16 protein-coding genes are annotated in these 22,996 nt (G+C 49.0%); 6 read left to right on the top strand and 10 right to left on the bottom strand.

The features are described 5' to 3' along the window. The first annotated feature begins 50 nt into the window (after window positions 1-50). Window positions 51-1,262, top strand: a complete 1,212-nt coding sequence (gene wecC / locus TY03_RS00910; RefSeq protein ID WP_042366498.1) for a UDP-N-acetyl-D-mannosamine dehydrogenase — start codon at window positions 51-53, stop codon at window positions 1,260-1,262. Further along, window positions 1,262-2,401 carry a non-hydrolyzing UDP-N-acetylglucosamine 2-epimerase gene (gene wecB / locus TY03_RS00915; RefSeq protein ID WP_042367238.1) on the top strand — a complete coding sequence of 380 codons (1,140 nt, stop codon included), beginning with the start codon at window positions 1,262-1,264 and terminating at the stop codon, window positions 2,399-2,401. The genes wecC and wecB overlap by 1 nt, the downstream gene beginning before the upstream one ends. Here the strand turns inward: wecB and TY03_RS00920 are convergent. From TY03_RS00920 to metG, 5 genes are read right to left on the bottom strand one after another with little or no spacing between them, the layout of a single operon-like run. Further along, window positions 2,373-3,581 (bottom strand): glycosyltransferase family 4 protein, encoded by a 1,209-nt coding sequence (locus TY03_RS00920; protein ID WP_042366500.1) that lies wholly within the window; start codon window positions 3,579-3,581, stop codon window positions 2,373-2,375. The two genes, wecB and TY03_RS00920, sit on opposite strands and share 29 nt — an antisense overlap. Further along, window positions 3,578-4,714 (bottom strand): glycosyltransferase, encoded by a 1,137-nt coding sequence (locus tag TY03_RS00925; protein ID WP_042366502.1) that lies wholly within the window; start codon window positions 4,712-4,714, stop codon window positions 3,578-3,580. The genes TY03_RS00920 and TY03_RS00925 overlap by 4 nt, the downstream gene beginning before the upstream one ends. Further along, a complete protein-coding gene (locus tag TY03_RS00930) occupies window positions 4,711-5,895 on the bottom strand; it encodes a glycosyltransferase family 4 protein (RefSeq protein ID WP_230201866.1) in 1,185 nt (394 codons plus the stop codon). Before TY03_RS00930 ends, TY03_RS00925 begins: the two co-directional genes overlap by 4 nt. Beyond that, on the bottom strand, window positions 5,892-7,343 hold the full coding sequence (locus TY03_RS00935; RefSeq protein WP_042366504.1) for a lipopolysaccharide biosynthesis protein: 1,452 nt from the start codon (window positions 7,341-7,343) through the stop codon (window positions 5,892-5,894). The genes TY03_RS00930 and TY03_RS00935 overlap by 4 nt, the downstream gene beginning before the upstream one ends. A gap of 19 nt (window positions 7,344-7,362) precedes the next feature. Next, window positions 7,363-9,402, bottom strand: coding sequence for a methionine--tRNA ligase (metG, locus tag TY03_RS00940; protein ID WP_042366506.1), 2,040 nt, complete (start codon window positions 9,400-9,402; stop codon window positions 7,363-7,365). 214 nt (window positions 9,403-9,616) lie between these two features. Here metG and TY03_RS00945 point away from each other — a divergent pair, with 214 nt between their 5' ends. The 4 genes from TY03_RS00945 (at window position 9,617) to TY03_RS00960 (ending at window position 15,400) form a co-directional block, all read left to right on the top strand. After that, entirely contained in the window at window positions 9,617-11,410 is a 1,794-nt protein-coding gene (locus TY03_RS00945; protein WP_042366509.1) for a right-handed parallel beta-helix repeat-containing protein, read from the top strand. Window positions 11,411-11,705: 295 nt separating this feature from the next. Further along, window positions 11,706-13,766, top strand: a complete 2,061-nt coding sequence (locus TY03_RS00950) for an acetate--CoA ligase family protein (protein ID WP_042366511.1) — start codon at window positions 11,706-11,708, stop codon at window positions 13,764-13,766. Window positions 13,767-13,853: 87 nt separating this feature from the next. Further along, complete coding sequence (locus TY03_RS00955) at window positions 13,854-14,324, top strand: radical SAM-associated putative lipoprotein (protein WP_042366514.1); 471 nt, start codon at window positions 13,854-13,856, stop codon at window positions 14,322-14,324. A gap of 2 nt (window positions 14,325-14,326) precedes the next feature. After that, window positions 14,327-15,400 carry a TIGR04133 family radical SAM/SPASM protein gene (locus tag TY03_RS00960; protein ID WP_042366516.1) on the top strand — a complete coding sequence of 358 codons (1,074 nt, stop codon included), beginning with the start codon at window positions 14,327-14,329 and terminating at the stop codon, window positions 15,398-15,400. Between the two features lie 118 nt (window positions 15,401-15,518). On the opposite strand, the gene TY03_RS00965 is transcribed toward TY03_RS00960, so the two are convergent. From TY03_RS00965 to TY03_RS00985, 5 genes are all read right to left on the bottom strand, one after another. Further along, window positions 15,519-16,712, bottom strand: a complete 1,194-nt coding sequence (locus TY03_RS00965) for a 6-bladed beta-propeller (protein ID WP_042367242.1) — start codon at window positions 16,710-16,712, stop codon at window positions 15,519-15,521. A gap of 175 nt (window positions 16,713-16,887) precedes the next feature. Beyond that, complete coding sequence (locus TY03_RS00970; protein WP_042366517.1) at window positions 16,888-18,582, bottom strand: hypothetical protein; 1,695 nt, start codon at window positions 18,580-18,582, stop codon at window positions 16,888-16,890. 30 nt (window positions 18,583-18,612) lie between these two features. Then, window positions 18,613-20,151, bottom strand: coding sequence for a YifB family Mg chelatase-like AAA ATPase (locus tag TY03_RS00975; RefSeq protein ID WP_042366519.1), 1,539 nt, complete (start codon window positions 20,149-20,151; stop codon window positions 18,613-18,615). Beyond that, window positions 20,141-21,163, bottom strand: a complete 1,023-nt coding sequence (locus TY03_RS00980; protein WP_042366521.1) for a thioredoxin-like domain-containing protein — start codon at window positions 21,161-21,163, stop codon at window positions 20,141-20,143. Before TY03_RS00980 ends, TY03_RS00975 begins: the two co-directional genes overlap by 11 nt. Window positions 21,164-21,278: 115 nt before the next feature. Continuing rightward, window positions 21,279-22,970, bottom strand: coding sequence for a tetratricopeptide repeat protein (locus TY03_RS00985; protein WP_042366523.1), 1,692 nt, complete (start codon window positions 22,968-22,970; stop codon window positions 21,279-21,281). Window positions 22,971-22,996 lie beyond the last annotated feature (26 nt).

Genomic DNA, 22,996 nt, shown 5'->3' on the forward strand with positions numbered 1-22,996 from the left:
GTCACGTATTATTTGTACTTTTGCCACACTTATATAAAAGTGATGTAGATATGAAAAAGGTTCTGTTTTTAGGCTTAGGCTACATTGGCCTTCCTACGGCAGCAGTTGCTGCCAATCATGGCTTTGAGGTGATCGGGGTGGATGTCAACCCGGTGGTGGTAGATACCATCAATCAGGGAAAGATTCATATTGTAGAACCCGATTTGGCACAAATAGTAAAGGAGGCTGTTCAACAAGGAACTCTTCGTGCCGTATCGAAACCCGAACCGGCAGATGCCTTCTTTGTGGTAGTGCCTACTCCTTTCAAACAGAATCATCGGGCGGATATTACGTATGTGGAGTCGGCTACCCGTTCGGTTATCCCTTTTCTGAAAGAGGGCGATTTGTTTGTAATCGAGTCTACCTCGCCCGTGCTTACCACCGAGCGTATGGCCGATATTATCCACAAGGAACGCCCCGAACTGAAAGGCAAAATATACATTGCTTATTGTCCCGAGCGCGTATTGCCCGGCAATACACTCTATGAGCTGGTACACAACGATCGTGTGATCGGAGGTATCAATCCCGAATCGACCGAGAAAGCCATTGAGTTTTATTCGGCTTTCGTACAAGGCAAACTACACCGCACAAATGCCCGTACGGCAGAGATGTGCAAACTTACCGAGAACTCCTCGCGCGACTCTCAGATAGCCTTCGCCAATGAACTGTCTATGATTTGCGACAAGGCGGGAGTCAATGTGTGGGAGCTTATCATGTTGGCCAATAAACATCCGCGGGTCAATATCCTGCAACCCGGATGCGGAGTGGGTGGACACTGTATTGCCGTCGATCCTTGGTTTATCGTATCAGACTATCCCGAGCAGGCGCAACTCATTAAGCGTGCCCGCGAGACGAATGACTATAAAGCCGATTGGTGTGCCAACCGCGTGATAGAAGCCTGTCAGCAATTTGTTGCCGAGAACGACCGCGAGCCTGTTGTAGCGTGTATGGGATTGGCCTTTAAACCCAATATCGACGACTTGCGCGAATCGCCTGCCAAATACATCGCTTCACGTATTATTTCCGAATCGCGTGCCGATGTGTTGATCGTCGAACCCAATATCAGCAAGCACCCCAGCTTCAACCTGACCGATTATCGCGAAGCTTACCGTCAGGCGGATATTGTGGTGTGGCTTGTTTGCCATACTCCGTTTATGGAGTTGCCCCGGCAGGAAGCAAAGGTGGAACTTGATTTTTGTGGTGTTCGAAAAGGGAATGGATGATGAAGAAAATATTATTGGTGTTCGGGACTCGTCCCGAAGCAATTAAAATGGCTCCGTTGGTGAAAGCCATGCAACAGGATACTGTACATTTCGAAACGAGGGTATGTGTAACAGCACAACATCGTCAGATGCTCGATCAGGTGCTCGAGGTGTTTGATATCGTTCCTGAGTATGACTTGAATATCATGGCACCCGGACAGGACTTATACGATATCACTGCCAAAGTACTGTTGGGTCTGCGCGATGTGCTTACCTCTTTCAGTCCCGATGTGGTGCTGGTGCACGGCGATACCACCACCTCTATGGCAGCCGGACTGGCTGCTTTCTATCAGCAGATAGCCGTAGGCCATGTGGAGGCGGGGTTGCGTACCTACGACCTTCTTTCGCCCTGGCCCGAAGAGATGAACCGTCAGGTTACAGATCGTTTCTGCCGCTACTACTTTGCACCGACAGAGCAATCGCAAGCCAATCTGCTTACAGAGAATATTGCCGCCGGCCGCATCTATGTAACCGGAAATACGGTGATTGATGCACTCCTGATGGCTGTCGAGATTATCTCTCAGACACCCGGAAAGCAAGAAGCTCTTCACGACGAGCTGAAGGCGAAAGGCTACGAGGTAACTCCGGAGCGTAATTATATACTGGTAACCGGGCATCGGCGCGAGAACTTCGGCGATGGTTTCTTACACATCTGCAAGGCCATCCGCGAACTTGCCGAAGGGCATCCCGAAATGGACATTGTCTATCCGGTACACCTCAACCCCCATGTGCAGAAGCCTGTTTATGAGCTGCTGTCGGGTCTGAGCAATGTGTATCTTATCTCTCCGCTCGACTACCTGCCATTTATCTACGCGATGCAACACAGTATACTGCTGCTTACCGATAGTGGTGGCGTGCAGGAAGAGGCTCCCTCGTTGGGCAAGCCTGTTTTGGTGATGCGTGATACGACCGAACGCCCCGAAGCCGTAGAGGCGGGTACGGTGAAGTTGGTAGGAACCGATTGTGCTACTATTGTTGCCGAGGTCAATGCGTTGCTGTCTGATAAAGAGCAGTATCGGAGGATGTCCGAAACTCACAATCCTTATGGCGATGGCAAAGCCTGTGAGCGTATCATGGCCGCTTTGCGAGCATCTGTTTAAATGCATCCAGATAACGCAGGCTGACTGATTCGATATTTATTTTTTCGTTAATAATGCGTTGCGACTCTTTTCCCATCTCTTTGCACAAAGCCGGTGATGAGAAGAGAGTCGTGATTTTTTCGCTCAGGCTATCGGCATCCCCTTCGCGGAAGAAGAAACCATTCCGACCCTCCAGCACCAGATCGCGTTCGGTACTGTCGCATACCGAGCAGATAACGGGCATGCCATAGCTCATGGCATCGTTGATTGAAAGTCCTCCCATACCGGCCAGCACATATACGGTCGATTCGTTCATGTACGCTCCCAACTCTTCGGGCTTGTACACACTTCCGGCAAAACGAATGTGATTACTCAGCCCCAAGCACTCCGCTTGTTGCTTTAGATTTTCCAACTCAGGGCCATCGCCCACAACGACCAGTTCTGCATCTGTAAACTGGCTTATCACCCTTGGTAGTGCATCGATCAACAGATCGACCCGCTTCCATTTCACCAACCGCCCGATGTGTAGGATGCGATGTGTGCAAGGCGGCAATATCGGCTGTCGTGCCAGTACTGCTGTACGCTCTTTGAGTAATGCTTCTGTGTCGGTAGCATTGAAGGTAACGTGTATGTCTTCGCGCTTTACTCCGTAAGATGGCAGAATATCATAGGCGGCAGTTGAGTAATTGAGTGTTCCGCTCGCTTGGGCATAGCAATAGCGACGGATGCACATGGTGAACCACTGTTTAAGATAAAAGCCGATGCCTGTACTTTGCAGCCGCATATTCTCATCGTACATCGGATGGGTGCGAAAATAGGCTTTGATCTCACCGTAAGGCGGTGTTTGAAAGGGTATCTCGCGGATGGCTATTTTCGTTCCACACTCCTTCAACGCTTTGCGAAGCGATGGTTGAAAGAACAGTTGCAGAAAGTAAGGCCAGCCCATGACCAATATATCCGGTTGCTCTTCGCGTACTAGCTGCGGTAGCGACGGGTAGCCCGTTTTTCCGTAAAACATCTTCTTCTCTATGGCAGTAAGGTGTTTGTAAGTGCCACCTTCTACCATCTTTACTCCCTTGCCAATCGTGGCATTGCCTTTCTGTGGGGTGACGACAACGACTTCGACACCTTTCGCGCAAAGTTTGTTGAGCATTGCATCCAGGTAATGCGGTATTCCGCCAAATGTATAGAGTACTTTCATGATAAATCGTTCAATAACTGATGGAAACATTCGGTTAACTTCCCGGTACTGTGATCGCGGGCATACAGATCGAACCGGGCTTCGGATAGTGCCTGCGGATGGGTGCATAGATACTCGATGGCAGTAGCACAGGCTGCCGGATCTGTTTCGCCAATCGCCATGCCCGTATGGTAGTCATCCACCCGATGCCCCATGCAATAGCCTTGGCTGACAATGATCGGTTTGCCAAACAGTGCTGCCTTGGTAAGCATATTGCTGCTTCCTTTGAAGTTCCGGTAAACGGCAAATAGAAGCGTGCTCTCCTCTACCAGCGCATTGAAGCATGATTCGTCCGGAATGCGCTCCAGTGAGAACAGGCAGTTCTCGTGTGTCTGTGCAAAGCGTTGCAGCGCTGCCTCTTGCGATTCATCTAGCGAGGATTTGCCTGCAATGACAAAGAAGTATGCATCGGGGGGAAGTTGCTCGACCGTTTGTATAAACAGATCGGTTCCTTTGCGGGTATGCACGGAGCCCAGTAGGGCAATAATATTGCGTCCGTTGGCTTGTGTACGAATCTGCTCCCGGAGCGGATAAGCCGTATTGGGTGCCGATGTATCGGCAAAATCGGGAAAGAGCAGGATGTGCGACTGAAACGGTTTCAGCTCATCAACGGCATATTCGTTCAATACGCCCACTCCTGTGCAGTATTTGGCACGTAAGCAACGTCTCGCATCGACTATCCCCAAGCGGGGTTTAGGCAAAGAGGCCTGTACTAGCAAACCGCCCCAACGATAAGGTAGCAGCCGGTCGAACAACCAAAGAGGAATGCACGTGGGCAGCATATCGTCTAAACAGGCAAAGAACACCCGGTCGGGGTGTATCTCGCGAAGCTGCTTGTGCAGTGCGGCTAAGTTCAGGCATAAAATAAGCGCATTACAGAGTACTATCCACTTCTTCTTTAGTGTGTTTCCGGCAGGCAGGGCAAGGAGCCGACGGGTACGAATGGGTTCAAACCGGATCGATGCATCCAACCCGGAACCATCAGGGGCTATGAGTGATGTTTCATGCCCCATGGCGAGCAAGGTTCTGCAAAACTGCTTATAGTACGTTTCCCTATGCCCCGAAACGGAGCAGTCTACCACGGTTACCTTCATGATGTTACTAATTGACGATACAGATCGGTTAATAGCTTGCCTGCCAATCGAAAGTCGAAGCGATTGACAATGGAGCGGCGAATCTGCTCTTTGTCAAACCGTTCGTACGTATGGTATAATTCCAACATCTTCTTACCAAGCTCTTTCGTATCGCCCGGTTCAATCAAGAATCCGCTTTCGGGAGTGATGATATCTTCCGGTCCGCCACAGATTGTACCAATGGAGGGCAATCCGGCAGCCATTGCTTCAATCACTACGATACCGAATGTTTCGGCATAAGAAGCCAGCACAAAGGCATCGGCACTGTCCAGCTGTGTAGCGAGTGCTTCGCGCGAGAGTCTTCCGGTTAAGGTGATCTGCTTCTGCATCTCCAACCGGTTGATGGTTTGCTGTAAGTTTACTTTCTCTTCTCCGTCGCCAATGATGAGAAGCGAAACATGGGGCAGGTTGCCGAACGATTGCCCAAACGCCTCTATCAGTTCGGTAAACCCTTTGCGCTTCGACAGGTTGCCTACGCTTACAAAGACAAAGCGCACCTCTTTGTCGGTGATATGTCCGCTCCATCGGAAGGTTTGTGTGTCGACAAAATTGGGTATAACGGTTATCTTCTCCGGACAGTCGGTGTAGCGTTGCAGGTTCCGTCCCAATAAAGAACCCACACAGATCACTTTTCGTGCATGGTTATATGCCTTCCTCAAGATGCGGGCCTGTGAAGGGCGCACGGCATCTCCATTGATCGAAGAGGCATGCTCGGTGATTAGGTAGTCGATGTGGTATATCTTCCGAATCAGGTAAGCCGCATAGCCTGCCCAACAGCCAAAGTGTGCATGGATCAGGTCGGGCTTTCCCTGTTTTCGAATGTATCTTCGTACCAGCAGCAGGGTGAGAAACGTCCAGATCAATCCTCCGATGTGTGTGGATAGCTTCGGGTTCCAGGCATGCATGCGCATCACGGTAAACAAGCCATTGTCTTCGGAGCTTATTTGGAAATGGCTCTCTTTGCAGAACTTCTTCCAAGAGAAGTTGCGGGTGGGACGTTGTTCTACGAAAGCCAGTCCTACCTTGCAGCCGTTTTGAACAATCTGCGTGGCTTGCTCGTAAAACATATATCCCCTATGTGGCGAAGAGTCCTTCTCCGGATAGTACATGGGTAGTATCAATACGTGCATCTCTTTTTTCATAATTCAGGCTTTCTTTTCCGGTGAATAAGTTGAGCTACCTCTTTGCTCATTTCCAGTTTCAGCAATAGGCAAGCCCCTGCATAGAATACGATGCCGCAAACAATCTGTATGCCCATCCGCAGATACGTATGCATCTCTACGAGAAAGAACAGGCTGATGCATACCGTCATGGCTATGGCAAGCAGCAGATAGGGAGCAATCGATCTAAAAAACGAACCGAACGGATAAGAGATGATGCGGCAAGCATAATAGCCCGATAGGCATAAAGCGGTAAAAGAGTACGCAACCCAGCCCACAGCCAAACCCTGCACACCCCACTGAAGGGTGCTGATGATGGCAATCACCAAGACGGCCTTTTTGGCTATCTCGACCCGGAGATAGGTGCGCGACTTCCCTTTCGATACCAATAGCTCGTTGAATATCTGCGCAAATACGCTGAATAACCCCGACAATAGTAAGATTCGGAAGATAGCGACCGATGGTAGCCATTTCTCTCCGATAAGCCCTACGATGAGTGGTTCGGCTACTACATACAATCCCATGATTACCGGGAATAAAACGAAGGCAATGCTCTTGATCGTTTTTTGCAGCACCCGTCCCAGCCGTTCATTGTCGGTATTGACATTCGAGAACACAGGAAGCACAACAGTGCGGAAAGTGTTTGATATGAGTGAAACCGGAATGTCTTGAAACTTATTGGCTTGTTGATAATCGCCCAACTCTACCTTATTATAATTCTTACCGATAATGACCGAATAGATATTGTTGAACACCACATTGATAATTCCCGAAAGGAGCATGTGCGAGCTAAAGGCGAAAGCCTCCTTCAAGGGTTGCAAGCTGAATCCGAACGAGGGGCGCCAACTGTTGAAGCACCACAGTAAGATACTTTTGAAGAGAGCCAGCAGCATGGTTTGAGCCACCAATGCCCAAACGCCTGCTCCCCGAATGGCCAACAGAGCCGCAATGGCCGATGAGAGAAGGAGCGATACGAAGTTGATCTGTGCCAATCGGTTAAAGTGCAGATGCTTCGTCAATAAGATTGTTTGTATGAAGTTGAATGCATTAAACAGAATGGTCAGGAAGAGTATCCGGGAGAGGAGAACCAGTTGAGGCTCGTCATAAAAGCGGGCAATGAGTGGTGCAGCTGCATAAAGCACTCCGTAGAGCGCGAAGCTAACGATGACATTGAAATAAAACACGGCATTGTAATCAGCCTGTGTCGTTTGTTGCTTTTTGATAAGTGCTCCGCCAAATCCGCTGTCTAATAGTACGTTGGATAGTGCCACGAAGATGGCGAGCATGCCCATCAGTCCATAATCTGCCTGAGACAAAAGACGAGCCAGAACGATGGCTGTTGCCAAGTAGATAAATTGCTGTCCGAATTTATCTACAAAGCTCCAGCCCAATGCCTTTACCGTTTTGTCTTTCAGGTTATGTTCTGTCATTTATTTCAATCTTATGCGGCTACTTCACCTCGCTACCCGGCTTCACTTCCTTGCCCGGCATGATCACCGCCAGACTGCCGTCATTGTTTTCGGCCGAGAGAATCATCCCTTCCGAAACAATGCCTTTGAGTTTACGTGGAGCCAGGTTGGCGATGAAGCAAACCTGCTTGCCTACCAGCTCTTCGGGTTGATAGTGTTGAGCAATACCGCTCACGATGGTGCGTGTTTCCAGTCCGTCTTCAATCTTAAATTGCAATAACTTATCGGCTTTGGGCACCTTCTGGCACTCCAATACCGTACCTACGCGGATATCCAGCTTAGTGAAATCGTCGAATTCGATGTTGGGGCGAATGGGTTTCGCCTTGTAGTTCGCCTCTTCGTTGGCCTTCTTCGTATCGAGTAGTCGTTGCACCTGTGCCTCGATGGTTGCATCTTCTATTTTTTCAAAAAGAAGTTCCGAAGCATTCAGTTGATGTCCGGCACTCAACAGGTCGTTGCGTCCCAGTTCATTCCAGTCGAAAGTATCCATATTCAGCATATCACGCAGTCTCTGCGAGCTGAAAGGTAAGAACGGATCGAAAGCGATGGCCAGGTTGGCAACCAGTTGAAGTGAGATGTTCAGAATCGTTCCGACACGTTCCATGTCTGTCTTTGCCAACTTCCAAGGTTCCGTGTCGGCGAGGTATTTGTTTCCGATGCGAGCCAGGTTCATGGCTTCTTTCTGTGCATCGCGGAATTTGAATACGTTGAGCAGCTTCTCCACTTCGGCTTTCACATTGACGAAGTCTTTCAGCGTGTCTCTGTCATAATCGGTCAGTTCGCCCGCTGCGGGAACCTTACCGTCGAAATACTTCTGTGTAAGCACCAAGGCACGGTTCACGAAGTTACCGTATACGGCTACCAGTTCGTTGTTGTTGCGTGCTTGGAAATCCTTCCAAGTGAAGTCATTGTCTTTCGTCTCGGGTGCGTTGGCGGTAAGTACATAACGCAATACATCCTGCTTGCCGGGGAAATCTTCCAGATACTCGTGCAACCATACCGCCCAATTGCGTGAGGTCGATATCTTATCGCCTTCGAGGTTCAGGAACTCGTTGCTGGGCACATTGTCCGGCAATACGTAGCTTCCTTCTGCCTTTAGCATGGCCGGGAATACGATGCAATGGAATACAATATTGTCTTTACCGATGAAGTGTACCAAGCGTGTTTCAGGATCTTTCCACCACGTTTCCCACGAGTCGGGCAGTAACTCTTTGGTGTTTGATATGTAGCCGATGGGAGCATCGAACCAGACATAGAGCACCTTTCCGTCGGCACCCTCTACCGGTACCGGTATTCCCCAATCCAGGTCGCGGCTTACTGCACGCGGCTGCAAGCCCATATCGAGCCATGACTTGCATTGGCCGTATACGTTGGGACGCCATTCCTTATGTTCTTCCAGAATCCATTGACGCAACCAGCTCTCGTGCTTGTCGAGGGGCAAGTACCAATGCTTGGTTTCGCGCATCACCGGTTTGCTTCCGCTGATGGCACTTTTAGGATTAATCAGGTCGGTCGGCGAAAGTGAGGTTCCGCACTTCTCGCACTGGTCGCCATACGCACCTTCGGCATGGCAATGGGGGCATTCGCCCGTAATGTAGCGGTCGGCCAGGAACTGGTGTGCTTCTTCATCGTAATACTGCTCGGAGGTGCGTTCGATGAACTCCCCTTTATCATACAGCTTCTTGAAGAAATCCGAAGCCAGTTCGTGGTGGGTTTTCGACGAAGTACGGCTGTATACGTCGAATGAGATACCAAACTCTTCAAACGATTTTTTGATGAGGAAATGATAACGGTCTACCACATCCTGAGGAGTAACGCCTTCTTTCTTGGCACGAATGGTGATGGGCACTCCGTGCTCATCCGATCCGCCAATGAAGAGTACTTCTTCTTTTTTCAGTCTTAGGTAGCGCACATAAATGTCTGCCGGTACGTATACACCGGCCAGGTGTCCGATGTGAACAGGACCATTGGCATAAGGCAAGGCCGAGGTGACAGTGGTTCTCTTAAAATTCTTTTCCATGCTATATCGTCTGATTTTTATTATAATCTGCTTAGTGAACGTGCAAAGATAATGACTTTCCGAAGATTGCACAAACGGAAAGCCTTTTAATCGAAGGGATTGTTACGGCTTATTTAACTTTTACTGTTTGTTGAATATAAATAGCTTACTTATCTTTGCAACCGATATGACACAGATAAAAATAGAAAACACTACAATGATTTAATATATACTTATGAAAAAATCACTATTCCTTCTGGGTTGCCTCTGCTTGTTTTTGGCAATCAATAACGTCGTTGCACAAGAGCGTACGTATGACATCACACAGTTCGGGTTGAAGCCCGACAGTAAGAAGAACGCTTCGCCGGTGATCGTTAAGGCACTTGCCAAGATCAAAAGCGAATGCAAGGATGGCACACAGGCTGTATTGCGCTTCCCTACCGGTCGCTACCACTTTCATGAAGCCGGATCGGCCGTGCGCGAGTACTATATCTCCAATCACGACCAGACCAATCCTAAGAAAGTAGGACTGGCTATCGAAGACTTTAAGAACCTGACCATCGACGGACAGGGCTCGGAGTTTATCTTTTACGGGCGGATGATTCCGTTGTCGCTCCTTCGTTCGGAAAATTGTACACTCAAGAACTTCAGCATTGATTTTGCCTCTCCGCACATTGTACAGGTACAGGTGGTGGCGAACGATCCTCAACAGGGCATTACGTTCAAGGTAGCTCCGTGGGTCAACTATCGCATCAGCAAAGACTCGTTGTTCGAGACCTATGGCGAGGGGTGGACGGCCCGACAAGCCGGAGGTATCGCTTTCGAAGAGAAGACCAAGCGTCTGGTTTACAATACGAGCGACATCAGTTGCCCCACCAAAGGAGTAACCGAAGTGGCTCCACGCGTGTTGCATGCACCGAAATGGAAGAACGAACGCCTCATCCCCGGAACGGTGGTGGCCATGCGTACCTGGTTTCGCCCTACACCCGGCGTTTTCCTTTCGCACGATGTCAATACAACGCTGCAAAACGTCAAGGTGCATTATGCCGAAGGCATGGGACTGTTGGCACAGCTTTGCGAGAATATCACGCTCGACGGCTTTAGCGTCTGCCTCAAAGGAGAAGACGATCCGCGCTACTTCACCACGCAGGCCGATGCCACCCACTTCTCGGGTTGCAAGGGAACGATTGTGTCGAAGAACGGACTTTACGAGGGCATGATGGATGACGCCATCAATGTGCACGGCACGTACCTCAAGGTGATTAAGCGGGTAGACGATCATACGCTCATTGGCCGCTATATGCACGATCAGGCTTGGGGCTTTGAGTGGGGACGCGCCGACGATGAAGTGCAATTCGTACGTTCGGAAACCATGGAACTGGTCGATGGAGTGAACCGCATTGCAAGCATTCGCCCGTACGACAAAGAACAGGTGCACGGAGCCCGCGAGTTCTATATCACTTTCGCCGAAGCCCTTCCTGCCGAGGTGAATGAGAAAAGCGGATTCGGCATCGAGAACCTGACGTGGACGCCCGAAGTGCTTTTCTCGGGCAATACGATTCGCAACAACCGTGCCCGCGGAACCTTGTTCAGCACCCCGAAGAAGACGGTGGTGGAGGATAACCTATTCGACCACACCTCGGGAACTGCCATTCTGCTTTGTGGCGATTGCAACGGATGGTTCGAAACAGGAGCCTGCCGCAACGTTATCATCCGCAGAAATAAGTTTGTGAACGCACTCACCAATATGTTTCAGTTCACCAATGCCGTGATCTCCATCTATCCCGAGATACCTAACCTGAAGGATCAGCAGAAGTACTTCCACGGAGGTTCCAAAGAGGGCATTGTTATCGAGGACAATGAGTTCGATACGTTCGATGCTCCGATTCTATACGCCAAGTCGGTAGACGGATTGGTGTTCCGCAACAATACGATTAAGCAGAACACCGATTACAAACCGTTCCATTGGAATACGAATCGCTTCCTGCTGGAACGTGTAACAAACGTTCAGATTCAAGAAAACAACTAGACTTATTCATATTCTCACCCGGGTGGGGAGACCTTCTCACCTAGGTGAGAACTTCCTCTCACCCGGGTGAGAATATCTCCCCACCTAGGTGAGAAAGCAAAAATCTCCCGACCAAAATCCTCTCAAGATAGCTTGATCACCCATCTATGCCTGCTTGCTTGGAGAAGAAGACTTGCCACGCTGACAGAAAGATAGTAATCCTTTCTTCTTTCGCTGATATTCTTGCCTTTATCCTTTCTTTTTTCTTTTAAAAGGAATATATTTGTGCATTAATAACCGAAAAACAAGTAGCAGTATGATAACAAACCAGTTACTTCGCCCTACAAGCATTGTGGTTGTAGGTGCATCGAACAATGTGCACAAACCCGGAGGAGCCATCCTGAGGAATTTGATTCAAGGTGGTTATCGCGGAGAACTCCGTGCGGTGAACCCCAAGGAGACCGAAGTGCAAGGCGTTGCCTCCTTTGCCGATGCGAAGGATATTCCCGATACCGATCTGGCCATTCTTGCCATTCCGGCTGCCCTTTGCCCCGATGTTGTCGAAACGCTTGCCGCCACCAAACAGACGCGTGCGTTTATTATTCTCTCGGCCGGCTTCGGAGAAGAGACTCACGAAGGTGCATTGCTCGAAGACCGTATTCTGGCAACTGTTACGAAATATAACGCCTCGCTCATCGGCCCCAATTGCATCGGGCTGATGAATACGTGGCATCACAGCGTATTTACCCAACCCATCCCCAACCTCAATCCGCATGGAGTCGATTTGATATCGAGTTCCGGTGCTACCGCCGTGTTTATTCTCGAATCGGCGGTGGTCAAAGGGTTGCAGTTCAACTCGGTGTGGTCTGTCGGAAACGCCAAGCAGATCGGTGTCGAAGATGTGTTGCAGTACATGGACGAGGCGTTCGACCCGAAAACCGATTCGAACATCAAGCTCATCTACATGGAGAGCATCAAAGATCCCGACCGCCTGCTGTTTCATGCCTCTTCTCTTATAAGGAAAGGGTGCAAGATAGCCGCCATCAAGGCGGGCAGCTCCGAGAGCGGCAGTAGGGCGGCCTCTTCTCATACGGGGGCTATTGCTTCGTCCGATTCGGCTGTTGAGGCGTTGTTCCGCAAGGCAGGCATCGTGCGCTGCTTCTCGCGCGAGGAGCTGACCACGGTTGGTTGTGTCTTTACACTGCCCGAACTCAAAGGGAAGAACTTTGCCATCATCACCCATGCGGGCGGCCCCGGCGTGATGCTGACAGATGCCTTGAGCAAGGGCGGATTGAATGTACCCAAACTCGAAGGCCCGCTGGCAGATGAGCTGAAGGGGAAACTCTTTCCCGGTGCTTCGGTCGGCAATCCGATCGACATCCTCGCCACAGGTACCCCCGAACACCTAAGCATTGCCATCGACTATTGCGAGGAGAAGTTCGATTCGATCGATGCCATCTTCGCCATCTTCGGTACACCCGGGCTGGTAACGATGTTCGATACCTACGAGGTGCTACACCAAAAGATGCTCACCTGTCGCAAGCCGGTTTTCCCGATCCTTCCGTCTATCCATACGGCAGGCGAGGAAGTAGGTGTTTTTCTTCAGAAAGGACACGTAAACTTTGCCGATGAGGTGACGCTGGGCACGGCACTGTCGCGCATCGTCAATGCCCCTCAACCGGCTGTTCCCAAGATCGAACTTTTCGGGGTCGACGTGCCGCGTATTCGTCGCATCATCGATTCCATCCCCGAAAACGGATACATCGAACCTCACTTTGTGCATGCGTTGCTGCATTCGGCAGGTATTCCGGTGGTCGAGGAGTTTGTGTCTGCCACTAAAGAAGAGGTGCTGGCTTTTGCCCGTCGCTCGGGCTTCCCGGTGGTGGCTAAGGTTGTTGGACCGGTACATAAGTCGGACGTCGGGGGCGTGGTGCTCAATATCAAGAGCGAGCAACACCTTGCCCTTGAGTTTGATCGCATGATGCAGATACCCGATGCCCACAGCATCATGGTGCAACCGATGTTGAAGGGAACCGAACTGTTTATCGGTGCCAAGTACGAAGAGAAGTTCGGGCACGTGGTGCTCTGCGGTCTGGGAGGTATCTTTGTGGAGGTGCTCAAGGATGTATCTTCGGGTCTGGCTCCGCTCTCGTACGAAGAGGCTTACTCCATGATCCGTTCGCTGCGCGCCTATAAAATCATTCAAGGAACCCGCGGACAGAAAGGGGTGAACGAAGATAAGTTTGCCGAGATTGTAGTCCGTTTATCTACCTTGTTGCGCTTTGCCACGGAGATCAAGGAGATGGACATCAACCCTCTGTTGGCAACCGGACAGAACGTGATTGCCGTAGATGCGAGGATTCGAATAGAAAAGTAATGTAAACTGTCTGAGAAAGAGGGGGATGCCATGCAGTAATTTCCCTCTTTGCGCATTTTATACTAAATACACTTAACTGATACGATTATGGAAAAAAACGGAAAAAGGTGGTTGCGGTTTACCAACCAAGTATTATCGATGCTGTTGGCACTGCTGGGTGTGGCGGCGTGTGACGGTTCTGGCAGTGTGGAGTATGGTACACCCGTTGCCAGCTATCATGTAAAAGGAAAAGTGGTCGATGCCGAAACAGGTTTGCCCATCGAAGGTATGCGGGTCAAAGCCGGGTGTATATATCAAGGCGATGGCGCATCGTGGCTAACTCACTATCCGGAGATCTTAACCTCCGACAAACAGGGATCCTTTGAAAAGAGGGTAGTCGACCTCCCCGGCAATACCTTCCGACTTATTTGGGAAGATGTGGATGGCGCGGTCAACGGTGCTTACGTAAAAGACTCGGTCGACGTGAAGATTGATAAGTTTGTGGGCGGCCAAGGTTGGAGCAAAGGCGAAGCAACGGTAGAGGCCACGCTGAAGGCCAAAAAGGTAACACCTAAATAACCATGAGCGATTCTCTTTCGCTGAGGCAACGCCTCTCTTTGGAAGTAAACCGGAAAGCACGCCATAACCTTCAGGAACTGCACCCGTTGCGCCAACTGTTTTGGGAGTGTACGTTGCGCTGCAACCTATCGTGCAAGCATTGCGGCAGCGACTGCAAAGCCACGGCGGGTAGTAAAGACATGCCTGCCGCCGATTTTCTTCGTGTCATTGATTCGATTACACCTCGCGTGGGCGAAAAGAAACCTTTTGTCATCTTTACCGGTGGCGAAGCATTGATGCGCAAAGACCTCGAAGCAGTGGGGCTGGCTCTCTATCAGCGTAAGTATCCGTGGGGAGTGGTGTCGAACGGTATGTTGCTCAACGGCAAGCGTCTCGATAGCCTGATGGCGGCGGGTATGCATTCCGTCACGATCAGTCTCGATGGTTTTGAAGAAGATCATAATTGGATGCGCGGTCATGCCGATAGTTACCACCGCGCTATCGGAGCCATCAAGATGTTGGTGCACGAACCTGAGCTGTTGTGGGATGTGGTGACTTGCGTGAACCGTCGCAACTACCCTTATCTGGAGCAGATGAAGGAGTATCTCTACCGCATCGGTGTGCGCAACTGGCGTCTTTTTACCGTTTTTCCGGTAGGCCGTGCTACTCAGCATCCGGAGTTTCAGCTAATGGATGAAGAATTTACGGGTACGCTCGAGTTTATCAAACGCATCCGCAAAGAGAGCCGCATGAAGGTCAGCTACGGTTGCGAAGGCTTTCTAGGTCGGTACGAAGGCGATGTACGCAATAACCTCTATACTTGTAGCGCCGGGGTTACGGTGGGTTCCGTCTTGGCAGATGGGGCTATTTCGGCCTGTCCCAGTATCCGCAGTAACTTTAAGCAAGGCAATATCTACGAGGACGATTTTATGGACGTATGGGAGAATCGCTTTGCTCCCTTTCGCAACCGCGAGTGGATGCGCAAGGGCGATTGTGCCGATTGCAACTTCTTTCGCTATTGCGAAGGCAACGGGATGCATTTGCGAAACGAAACGGGCGATCTCCTGTTTTGCCATCAAAAACGTATTACAGACTAAGGGGAAGTGTCGAAACTCCCCTTTTATCGAAATCACTCTCGCTACAGCAATCTGTGACGAGGGTGATTTTTAGTTTATGATAGTTTCGACACATCCCCTCTCGATTGTGTATCTGCTTTTATGGTTTCAGTTTGGCAAAGATGACAACGTTGTTGTCATTCTCGTTCAGTGAGTCGAACAACTTCTGGGCGCGTGCCCGTGCTTTGGCAGAGAGTCCCTTCTTTTTTAGTTCCTTTTCTAATGTCTCTTGCAGTTGCAACGGTTCTTGATTGAGTACGTAATAACCGTTACTGAATAACGGCCAAACGGTCATATCGGAGGTTCCGAGAAAATCGTTGTACAGACGCACGTAGCTTCCGCGCAAACTCTTCTTGTCGACCATGTAATATGCCGGCTTCGAACCCACCCACGTGGTTTTGGAAACCTGTATCGGCGATGATACATTGCCTTGATAATAGGCAGGTAGTTCGCTGTAATCGTGCCAAGGAATTTTATCTTCCGGATATTTCGCCGTAAAGCAGGCTTCCAGTTTGTTGGCGGTGGGGTTGTAGTGATACAGACTGTCGATACGCGGCGGCATGATAACGGCCAGCATTACGTTGTAGGTGGCTGCATTGTTATCATTCAGGACTTCGTTACTAAAGTCCTGCGGCACTTCGAGGTGTTTCGGTGCAACGACCTTTTTACGCTTTCCCTTGAAGTCTTGAACCCAGACAACAGCTGCCGAACCTTTAAAGGGGAGTGCCGTTACTGTTACTTCCGATTTGGCTCCGTCTACCCGAAACTGCCCCTTAGGAACTCGTGCACCGAGTGGTATGGGTGGTTGAGGCTGCCCTTTGAGGTCGAATACCAGTAGTTTGTCGCTTTGCCACGGAAGAATATAAATGCGGTTGCGCTCTTCGTCCAGCTGTTCGGCATACGTATTGAGATATTCGTTCGGCCCTTGTCCGTACGAGCCTATATTGGTCAGGAACTTACCATTGCGGTCGAAGAGTTTATAAGGAGTCTGTTTGTTGTTGCTTATTAAGATGTGCTTCTTGCCAACGGTGGTTCGCGTCCAGCCACCGATGAGTGCCTCGTCTCGATTGTCCAGCTTCACTATTTGAAGCTCTTCCGTCAGCTGACTTAGCGGAAGATTGATGGTGTCTTTTAAGGCCTTCAGTTCGGCAGTGACGAGCTGACCCGTTCGTTTTGCTACAATGGGAGAGCGGGCAAAGGGATTTTTCACCGTTTGTGCAAAACCGTCTGCACAAATAAAAGAGGAGAATAAACAACAGGCAATAAAGCCATGAGCTAAAAGATTTGTTTTCATACGCATTACAGATTAAATGAATCATGGTGTGTTGGTATGGCAGCAAAAGTAGCGGTTCGCCAGTGAAGGGGCAAATAAACAGGCGGACAAAAGAACGAACTCGAAATTTACTTAACTATCTGTTATCTAATTTCTTATATATGAAACATTCTTTTCTGTAAGCGGACATCTTCAGTTAGAATCTTTGTAAAAGTTGATCGAGGCTACTGCTTTCGTCGCAAACACCGAGCTTCTCCGTTTTAATGCGGTACTTCCGTTTGGTGATGGCAGCTTTACTTACGCAATAGATGTCTGATAGATCTTGTACGCTGGTATTGATCTTAACCAAGCAGCAAAAGTCGATCTCTTTCTCCGTGAGCTGTGGATACGCTCGCTTTAAGCGGACGGTGAAGTTGTCAAAACCATCGTTGACGGCTGCCCGTATTTCGCTCCACTCCGCATTCGTTACCTCGATCTTCTGATTGGAAGGATTACTGTTTCCGATATTCTCCGCATCCGTTGCATGCAACGAAGACAATTTATGGAAAAAGGAGATGTGCCGGAAGATGGCTTCGCGTAGTTTATGCTCCTTGTTTCGCAGGCACGCTTCCTTTTCGCGGAGTGTGCTGAGCTCGGCTTCTTTGTGGAGTAGCAGATTCTCGTGCTGCAACTGTCTAGCTCTCTCCTCGATTTGCTCTTTGTGGCGGTTTTGTTCCGATAGCAACCTTCTCTTCTTCTCATACTGGTAGAAAAAGGAGATGACCAAGGCGATAAAAAGCAGTATGATGACTGCCCCCATCATCCAAAGTTCTTGTTTCTGCTGCCGGAGCCGAAGTTGGTACAGCTCGTTTTGCAGCTTTGTTTCATTGTACTTCTTCGTCTCGATGCGGGTGTTGAGTTCCAACTCCATATTGTTATGTATCTCTTTCTCTTTTTGTGCCAGATAAAAAGCTTGTTCCGGATATGCTTCGGCATCCATCAGCCGGAACAGACTGCTGGTGGCTTCGGCTGCTACGTAGCTCGACAAGGAGTTGGAAGCCAGCGTATAGTATACTTTGGCCGAATCGGTTTGGTGGAGTGCGTCGTATATTCGCCCCTGTATAAGCTGGTAATAGGGCACATCGTAGCGGCTGCGCTGATAGTGCTTGAGTTGTTGGCTATAGCGAAGTGCTTGTGCGAAATCTTTGTTACGTACGAAGAACGTAACGAGAGATTCTGCCACGCGATAGTTTAGTCGGCGATACCGGCGAGAGGCATCGAGTTGTTGCATCAACTCGCGGCTGCCTGCAACGAACTCGTCGTTACGGTTCATCTTTTCCAATACCCCTAGTCGTGCCCGAAGAGTACGGTATATAAATAAGGTGTCATTCATTCGTTTGGCAAGTGTCAGGCAGCTATCTGCCAGTTGCAATGCCTGAGGATATGATCCTTTTTGTGCATGAGCGATTTGGGCTACCGTAAAGAGCGGTGCTTTGAGAGAATCGTTCATCTTCTGTTTCTCCCTTTCTATGAGAGCCACATAGTGTAGTGCCGAGTCCGGTTGTTGGGTGTAGAGGAAGCTGTTGGCCTGTGCTATGCGCGCCTGCATCCATTGAGTGCTGTCTTTCGCTTGTAGAAAAGCAGGTATGCATCGTTGCAGCAGTGAGTCTTTGGGTTTCCCTGTGCCCCAGAGCGTGGCTTTATAGAGTAAGAAGCAGTAGTTGGCTTGTGCTGTTCCGGTGAGCTTGCCGGGCTCTCTGACTTGTTGCAGATAGAACAGCATGCTGTCTGTAGACGCACTTTGCATGCGTTTTGCCTGTGTCAGTAAGTCTGCTGTCGATCGGTGTGTGCAGCCAATGAGGCAGATCAATAATGCGGTGAGAGTGAGTAATAGATAAAAGTGTCTTGTCATGTATTGTGGATTGGTTCTTATAATCGATGATTACCCCGCCCAATTCTCCCGATCCAGGTTTCTATATCCAATGGCTTCTGCCAGATGAGTTGCCTGTATCTCTTTGCTTCCATCGAGATCGGCAATGGTACGTGATACTTTCAATATACGATCGTAGGCACGGGCGGAGAGGTCGAGACGTTGCATGGCCGTACGCAATAGAGTCAATCCGGCAGCATCGGGTTGTGCATAGGTGGAGAGTTGCTTGCTCGTCATTTGTGCATTGCAATAGATGGTTGGGTGATCTGCGAAACGTTCCTCCTGTCGGTGGCGAGCATGAATCACCCGCTGGCGGATGGCACTGCTTGCCTCGCCCAATTGTCGGTCTGCCATCTTCTCAAAAGGTACGGGAACAATCTCTATCTGGATGTCGATGCGGTCGAGTAGCGGCCCGGATATTTTATTCAGATACTTCTGTACCTGACCGGGATTGCAGACACAAGCTTTGGTCGGATGATTGTAGTAGCCGCACGGGCAGGGATTCATTGAGGCTACCAGCATGAAACCTGCCGGATAATCGATGCTACATTTAACACGCGAAATATGGATACGGCGGTCTTCGAGCGGTTGGCGTAAGACTTCGAGCACGCTTCTGTTGAATTCGGGTAACTCATCGAGAAAGAGTACCCCATGGTGTGCCAAACTGATTTCGCCCGGTTGCGGAAAACTACCTCCTCCCACCATAGCCACTTGAGAGATGGTGTGGTGCGGATCACGGAAGGGACGTTTGGTAATCAGGGAGGAGTGCCGTCCCAACTTACCGGCTACCGAGTGAATCTTGGTTGTTTCAAGGCTTTCGCCCAGCGAGAGGGGAGGTAAGATGGAGGGTAGCCGTTTGGCCATCATCGATTTACCGCTTCCCGGGGCACCGATCATAATAAGGTTGTGACCTCCTGCTGCGGCTACTTCGAGGGCGCGCTTTACATTCTCTTGTCCCTTTACTTCCGCAAAATCAAAGTCGAATAGCTCTTGCTGTGCATAGAATTCTTCGCGCGTATCTACGAGCGTTGGTTTTAGCTCACATTCATTATTGAAAAAGCGGATAACCTCCCGGATATTGCTTACCCCGTATACCTGTAAGTTATTCACTACGGCCGCTTCGCGGGCATTTTGTTCGGGAAGGATAAGTCCGTCGAATCCATCCTCACGCGCCTTGATTGCAATGGGCAAGGCTCCCTTTATGGGCTGGATGGTTCCATCCAAACTCAATTCGCCCATGATGGTGTATCGGGCTATCTTCTCGGAAGTAATGGTTTCGCTCGCAGCCAGCATGCCAATGGCCAAAGGCAGGTCATAGGCCGACCCCTCTTTGCGAATGTCGGCCGGTGCCATGTTAATGACCAGATTGGTTCGCGGCATCTTATAGCCTGTGACTTGCAGCGCAGAGATAATCCGTTGATGGCTCTCTTTGACGGCAGAGTCCGGCAGCCCCACGAGGTATAACATACATCCCCGGGTGCTATTTACCTCAATGGTAATCAGCGTGGCGTCGATGCCTTGTACGGCTGCTCCAAATACTTTAATTAGCATCCTTCTTTGCGACTATTCGTTTGATATCCTCATCACTTACATTCCACGCGGCAATTTGACCATTGGGCTTAATCAATACGTTCGTGGGTATGGACTGAATGGCATATTGGTTGGCTATGTCCGAAAGGATACCGTTGAAATCGCAAACCTGCTGCCACGTAAGGGTATCCTGTTTAATGGCCTCTTTCCATGCCTTCCTGTTTACATCGAACGAGATACCGAGCATGCCGAAGTCTTTGTTCTTTTTATAGGCCCGATTGATTTTTCGGAGCTTTGCATTGGCTTCGGTCGACTGTTCATTCCAGGATGCCCAGAAGTGAATCAGAAGGAATTTGTCTTTAAACTCTCCGGTGCGCGTAATCATCTCTTTTTTTGCATTGGGTAGGCTGAAATAAGGTGCTGTTCGACCTACAGCAACGTTTTTGGCTTTGCTCAGACTCTCTTTGATTTGCTCGATAACCGGGTTGTCTTGGAGCGTGCCCGACATCAGCTCAATCAAGGTATCGATCTTTGTATAATCAGGATTCGTTTGCTGAACAAAATACGTATTGAGCAGATAGATACTTACCGGAGATGTGTGGTGGCTGCGAATGAACTCTTCTGCTTTTTCCTGCCATACTTTTTCCGATGGTTTGCCCAATCCCTTGAGGGTTTGCTGAAAAGCGCTGTACTCTTCGTTGGCCGCTCCTCCCTCGAAGGTTAGAAACTCCAATGCATCCGTGCTTCCCTGAATTTTAATATTCTCTTTTTTATTTAAGAAAACAGGCACCTGAGTGGTATGATTGAAGAGGAGTATGGCCGAGGTGGTTGTGTCTATCTGCACCGTATGGTCAAACTTTCCTTCTTTGGCTATGATTGTGTCAATGCGTTCATAGTTGCCATCGGCTCCATAGAGGTAAATCGTATCATTACCCAGCCCCTTTATGTCTCCTTGAATGCTGGTTTCTTTAGAGTTATCTCCGCATCCAGCCAGTGCAACGAGACATGCTACCCATACGAATTTCTTTTTCATTGTTCATTTCTTTTTTGCGAATGTAAAGGTTTTAAAGATAAAAAAAAAGAATTGCCCGCCATTTGTGTGGCGGGCAACTCTTTTTTTCATATTTTGTCAATATGCCGGGAACTCATTACTTAATGATGTTCACGAATTCAGCATTTGTGAAGTACTTAGCAAACTCAAGATCAGAAGCTGCTTTCTTAGCCAATGATGGTTCTTTTGCGATAGCGTTCTTCAAGCTGCTTGTCAACATAGAAGCGTTGTTTGTTCTAGCGCCAAGTACAGCCATCAAATAGTCTGTGTAAGCATCAGGAGTTTCGATACCAGCCAATGTGTTCTTAGCTTTGTTGTAATCCTTAGCAAGGATTTGAGCCAAAGCAGCACTGTTAGTCTTAGCGTCGCCGAATGCGTTTACAGCTCTTTCGTATTGTCCTTGAGCAACATACAGGTTACCTGCAGTTTGGCCATATTCCTTAGCACCGCTTGCTTTACCTAAGTAAGACTCGGCAGCAGCGTTGTCACCCTTAACCAAAGAGATAAGAGCAAGGTTCATGTTTACTTCAGGAGCTGATTGGATAGAAGCAGCTTTCTTGAAGAAAGATTCAGCCTTAGCGATGTCACCAGCTTGGTAAGCCAACTTACCTAAGTTGTTGAATGCACGATAGTCGTTAGGGAATTGTTGAGAAGCAGTTGTAAAGATAGCTACTTGCTCAGCAGGTTTGTTAGTCAATGTAGTTGCGTAAAGAATTTCTTCTACGTTCAACTCTTTCGGGTTAGAAGTAGCCAATTTAGCGATCTCTTCGTCAGATTTGCCGATGATGTCGTAGTTCAAAGTCAAACGTGAACGACGCAATTGAGGCAGGATTTCGCTAGCCAATGTACCGTAAACAGAAGAGATGTTTTTGATCTCTTGCTCTCTTTGCTCAGGATCTTGGTACATAGAAAGTACGCGAAGAATCAACTCTTTGTCTTGGATGTTTGATTTAGAAACCAATTCTTGGAAACCTTCCCAGTCTTCTGCAGTATATTTTGCATCAACCGGAGCTTCGATCTTAGCTTTCTTCAAATCTTTGCTCAACATCTTTGTAGTGTTGCCCTCACGATTCTCAGCCAATTTAGTATTCAACTGCATACCACCGTCTGGAGATGCATAAGCAGAAACCTCGATGTTGCTGATCTTCTTGTTGGCAGCATCGTTAACGTTAGCCACTTCTGTGTTGAATTCTTTAGCCACCTTCAATTCGCTTGAGCGAATGTTAGCTTGTTGGATAAGGAACATGATGTTAGCGTTATACTTTTCTTTGATGATACGTTGGAAAGCATCGTCACCGTTTGCAGGGTTTGCGCTTTGCAATGTGTTGTTGATCAACTCAGAAGTTGAGATCACACCGTCAGCAATTTTCACAGCAGGGATAGAAACTGTTTTTTTACCAACTTTTGCGTTGAATTCAAGGTACAATTCAGACTTAGCCATTTCAGGAACATAGTCGAATGTAGTTTTCATTGTGTAGTTACCACCAACTTTGTAAGAGATAGTTTGGTCGTTTCCTTCTACTTTTTCACCTTGGAAGATAGCAGGCTGGCCTTTCACTTGTCCGCCTTCCCATCTCAAAACCGGAGTTACTTCAACAACAGCTTTCTTGTTGAAATACTTTTCAGGGAATTTACCGTTGATTGTTACTGGAACTTTACCGGCTACAGCTTCCAACACTTGAGGAGTAGTAGTGAAGTAATCTGAAGATAATGCACCCATTTTGTTGCTACATGACGACAATGCCACAACCAATGCCATGAGTAAAGGCAAATACAACTTCTTAATCATTTTTAGGTATAATTTAAATGTTTGTA

This window comes from Bacteroides neonati, assembly GCF_000499785.1.
In the GTDB taxonomy this organism is placed as follows: domain Bacteria; phylum Bacteroidota; class Bacteroidia; order Bacteroidales; family Bacteroidaceae; genus Bacteroides; species Bacteroides neonati.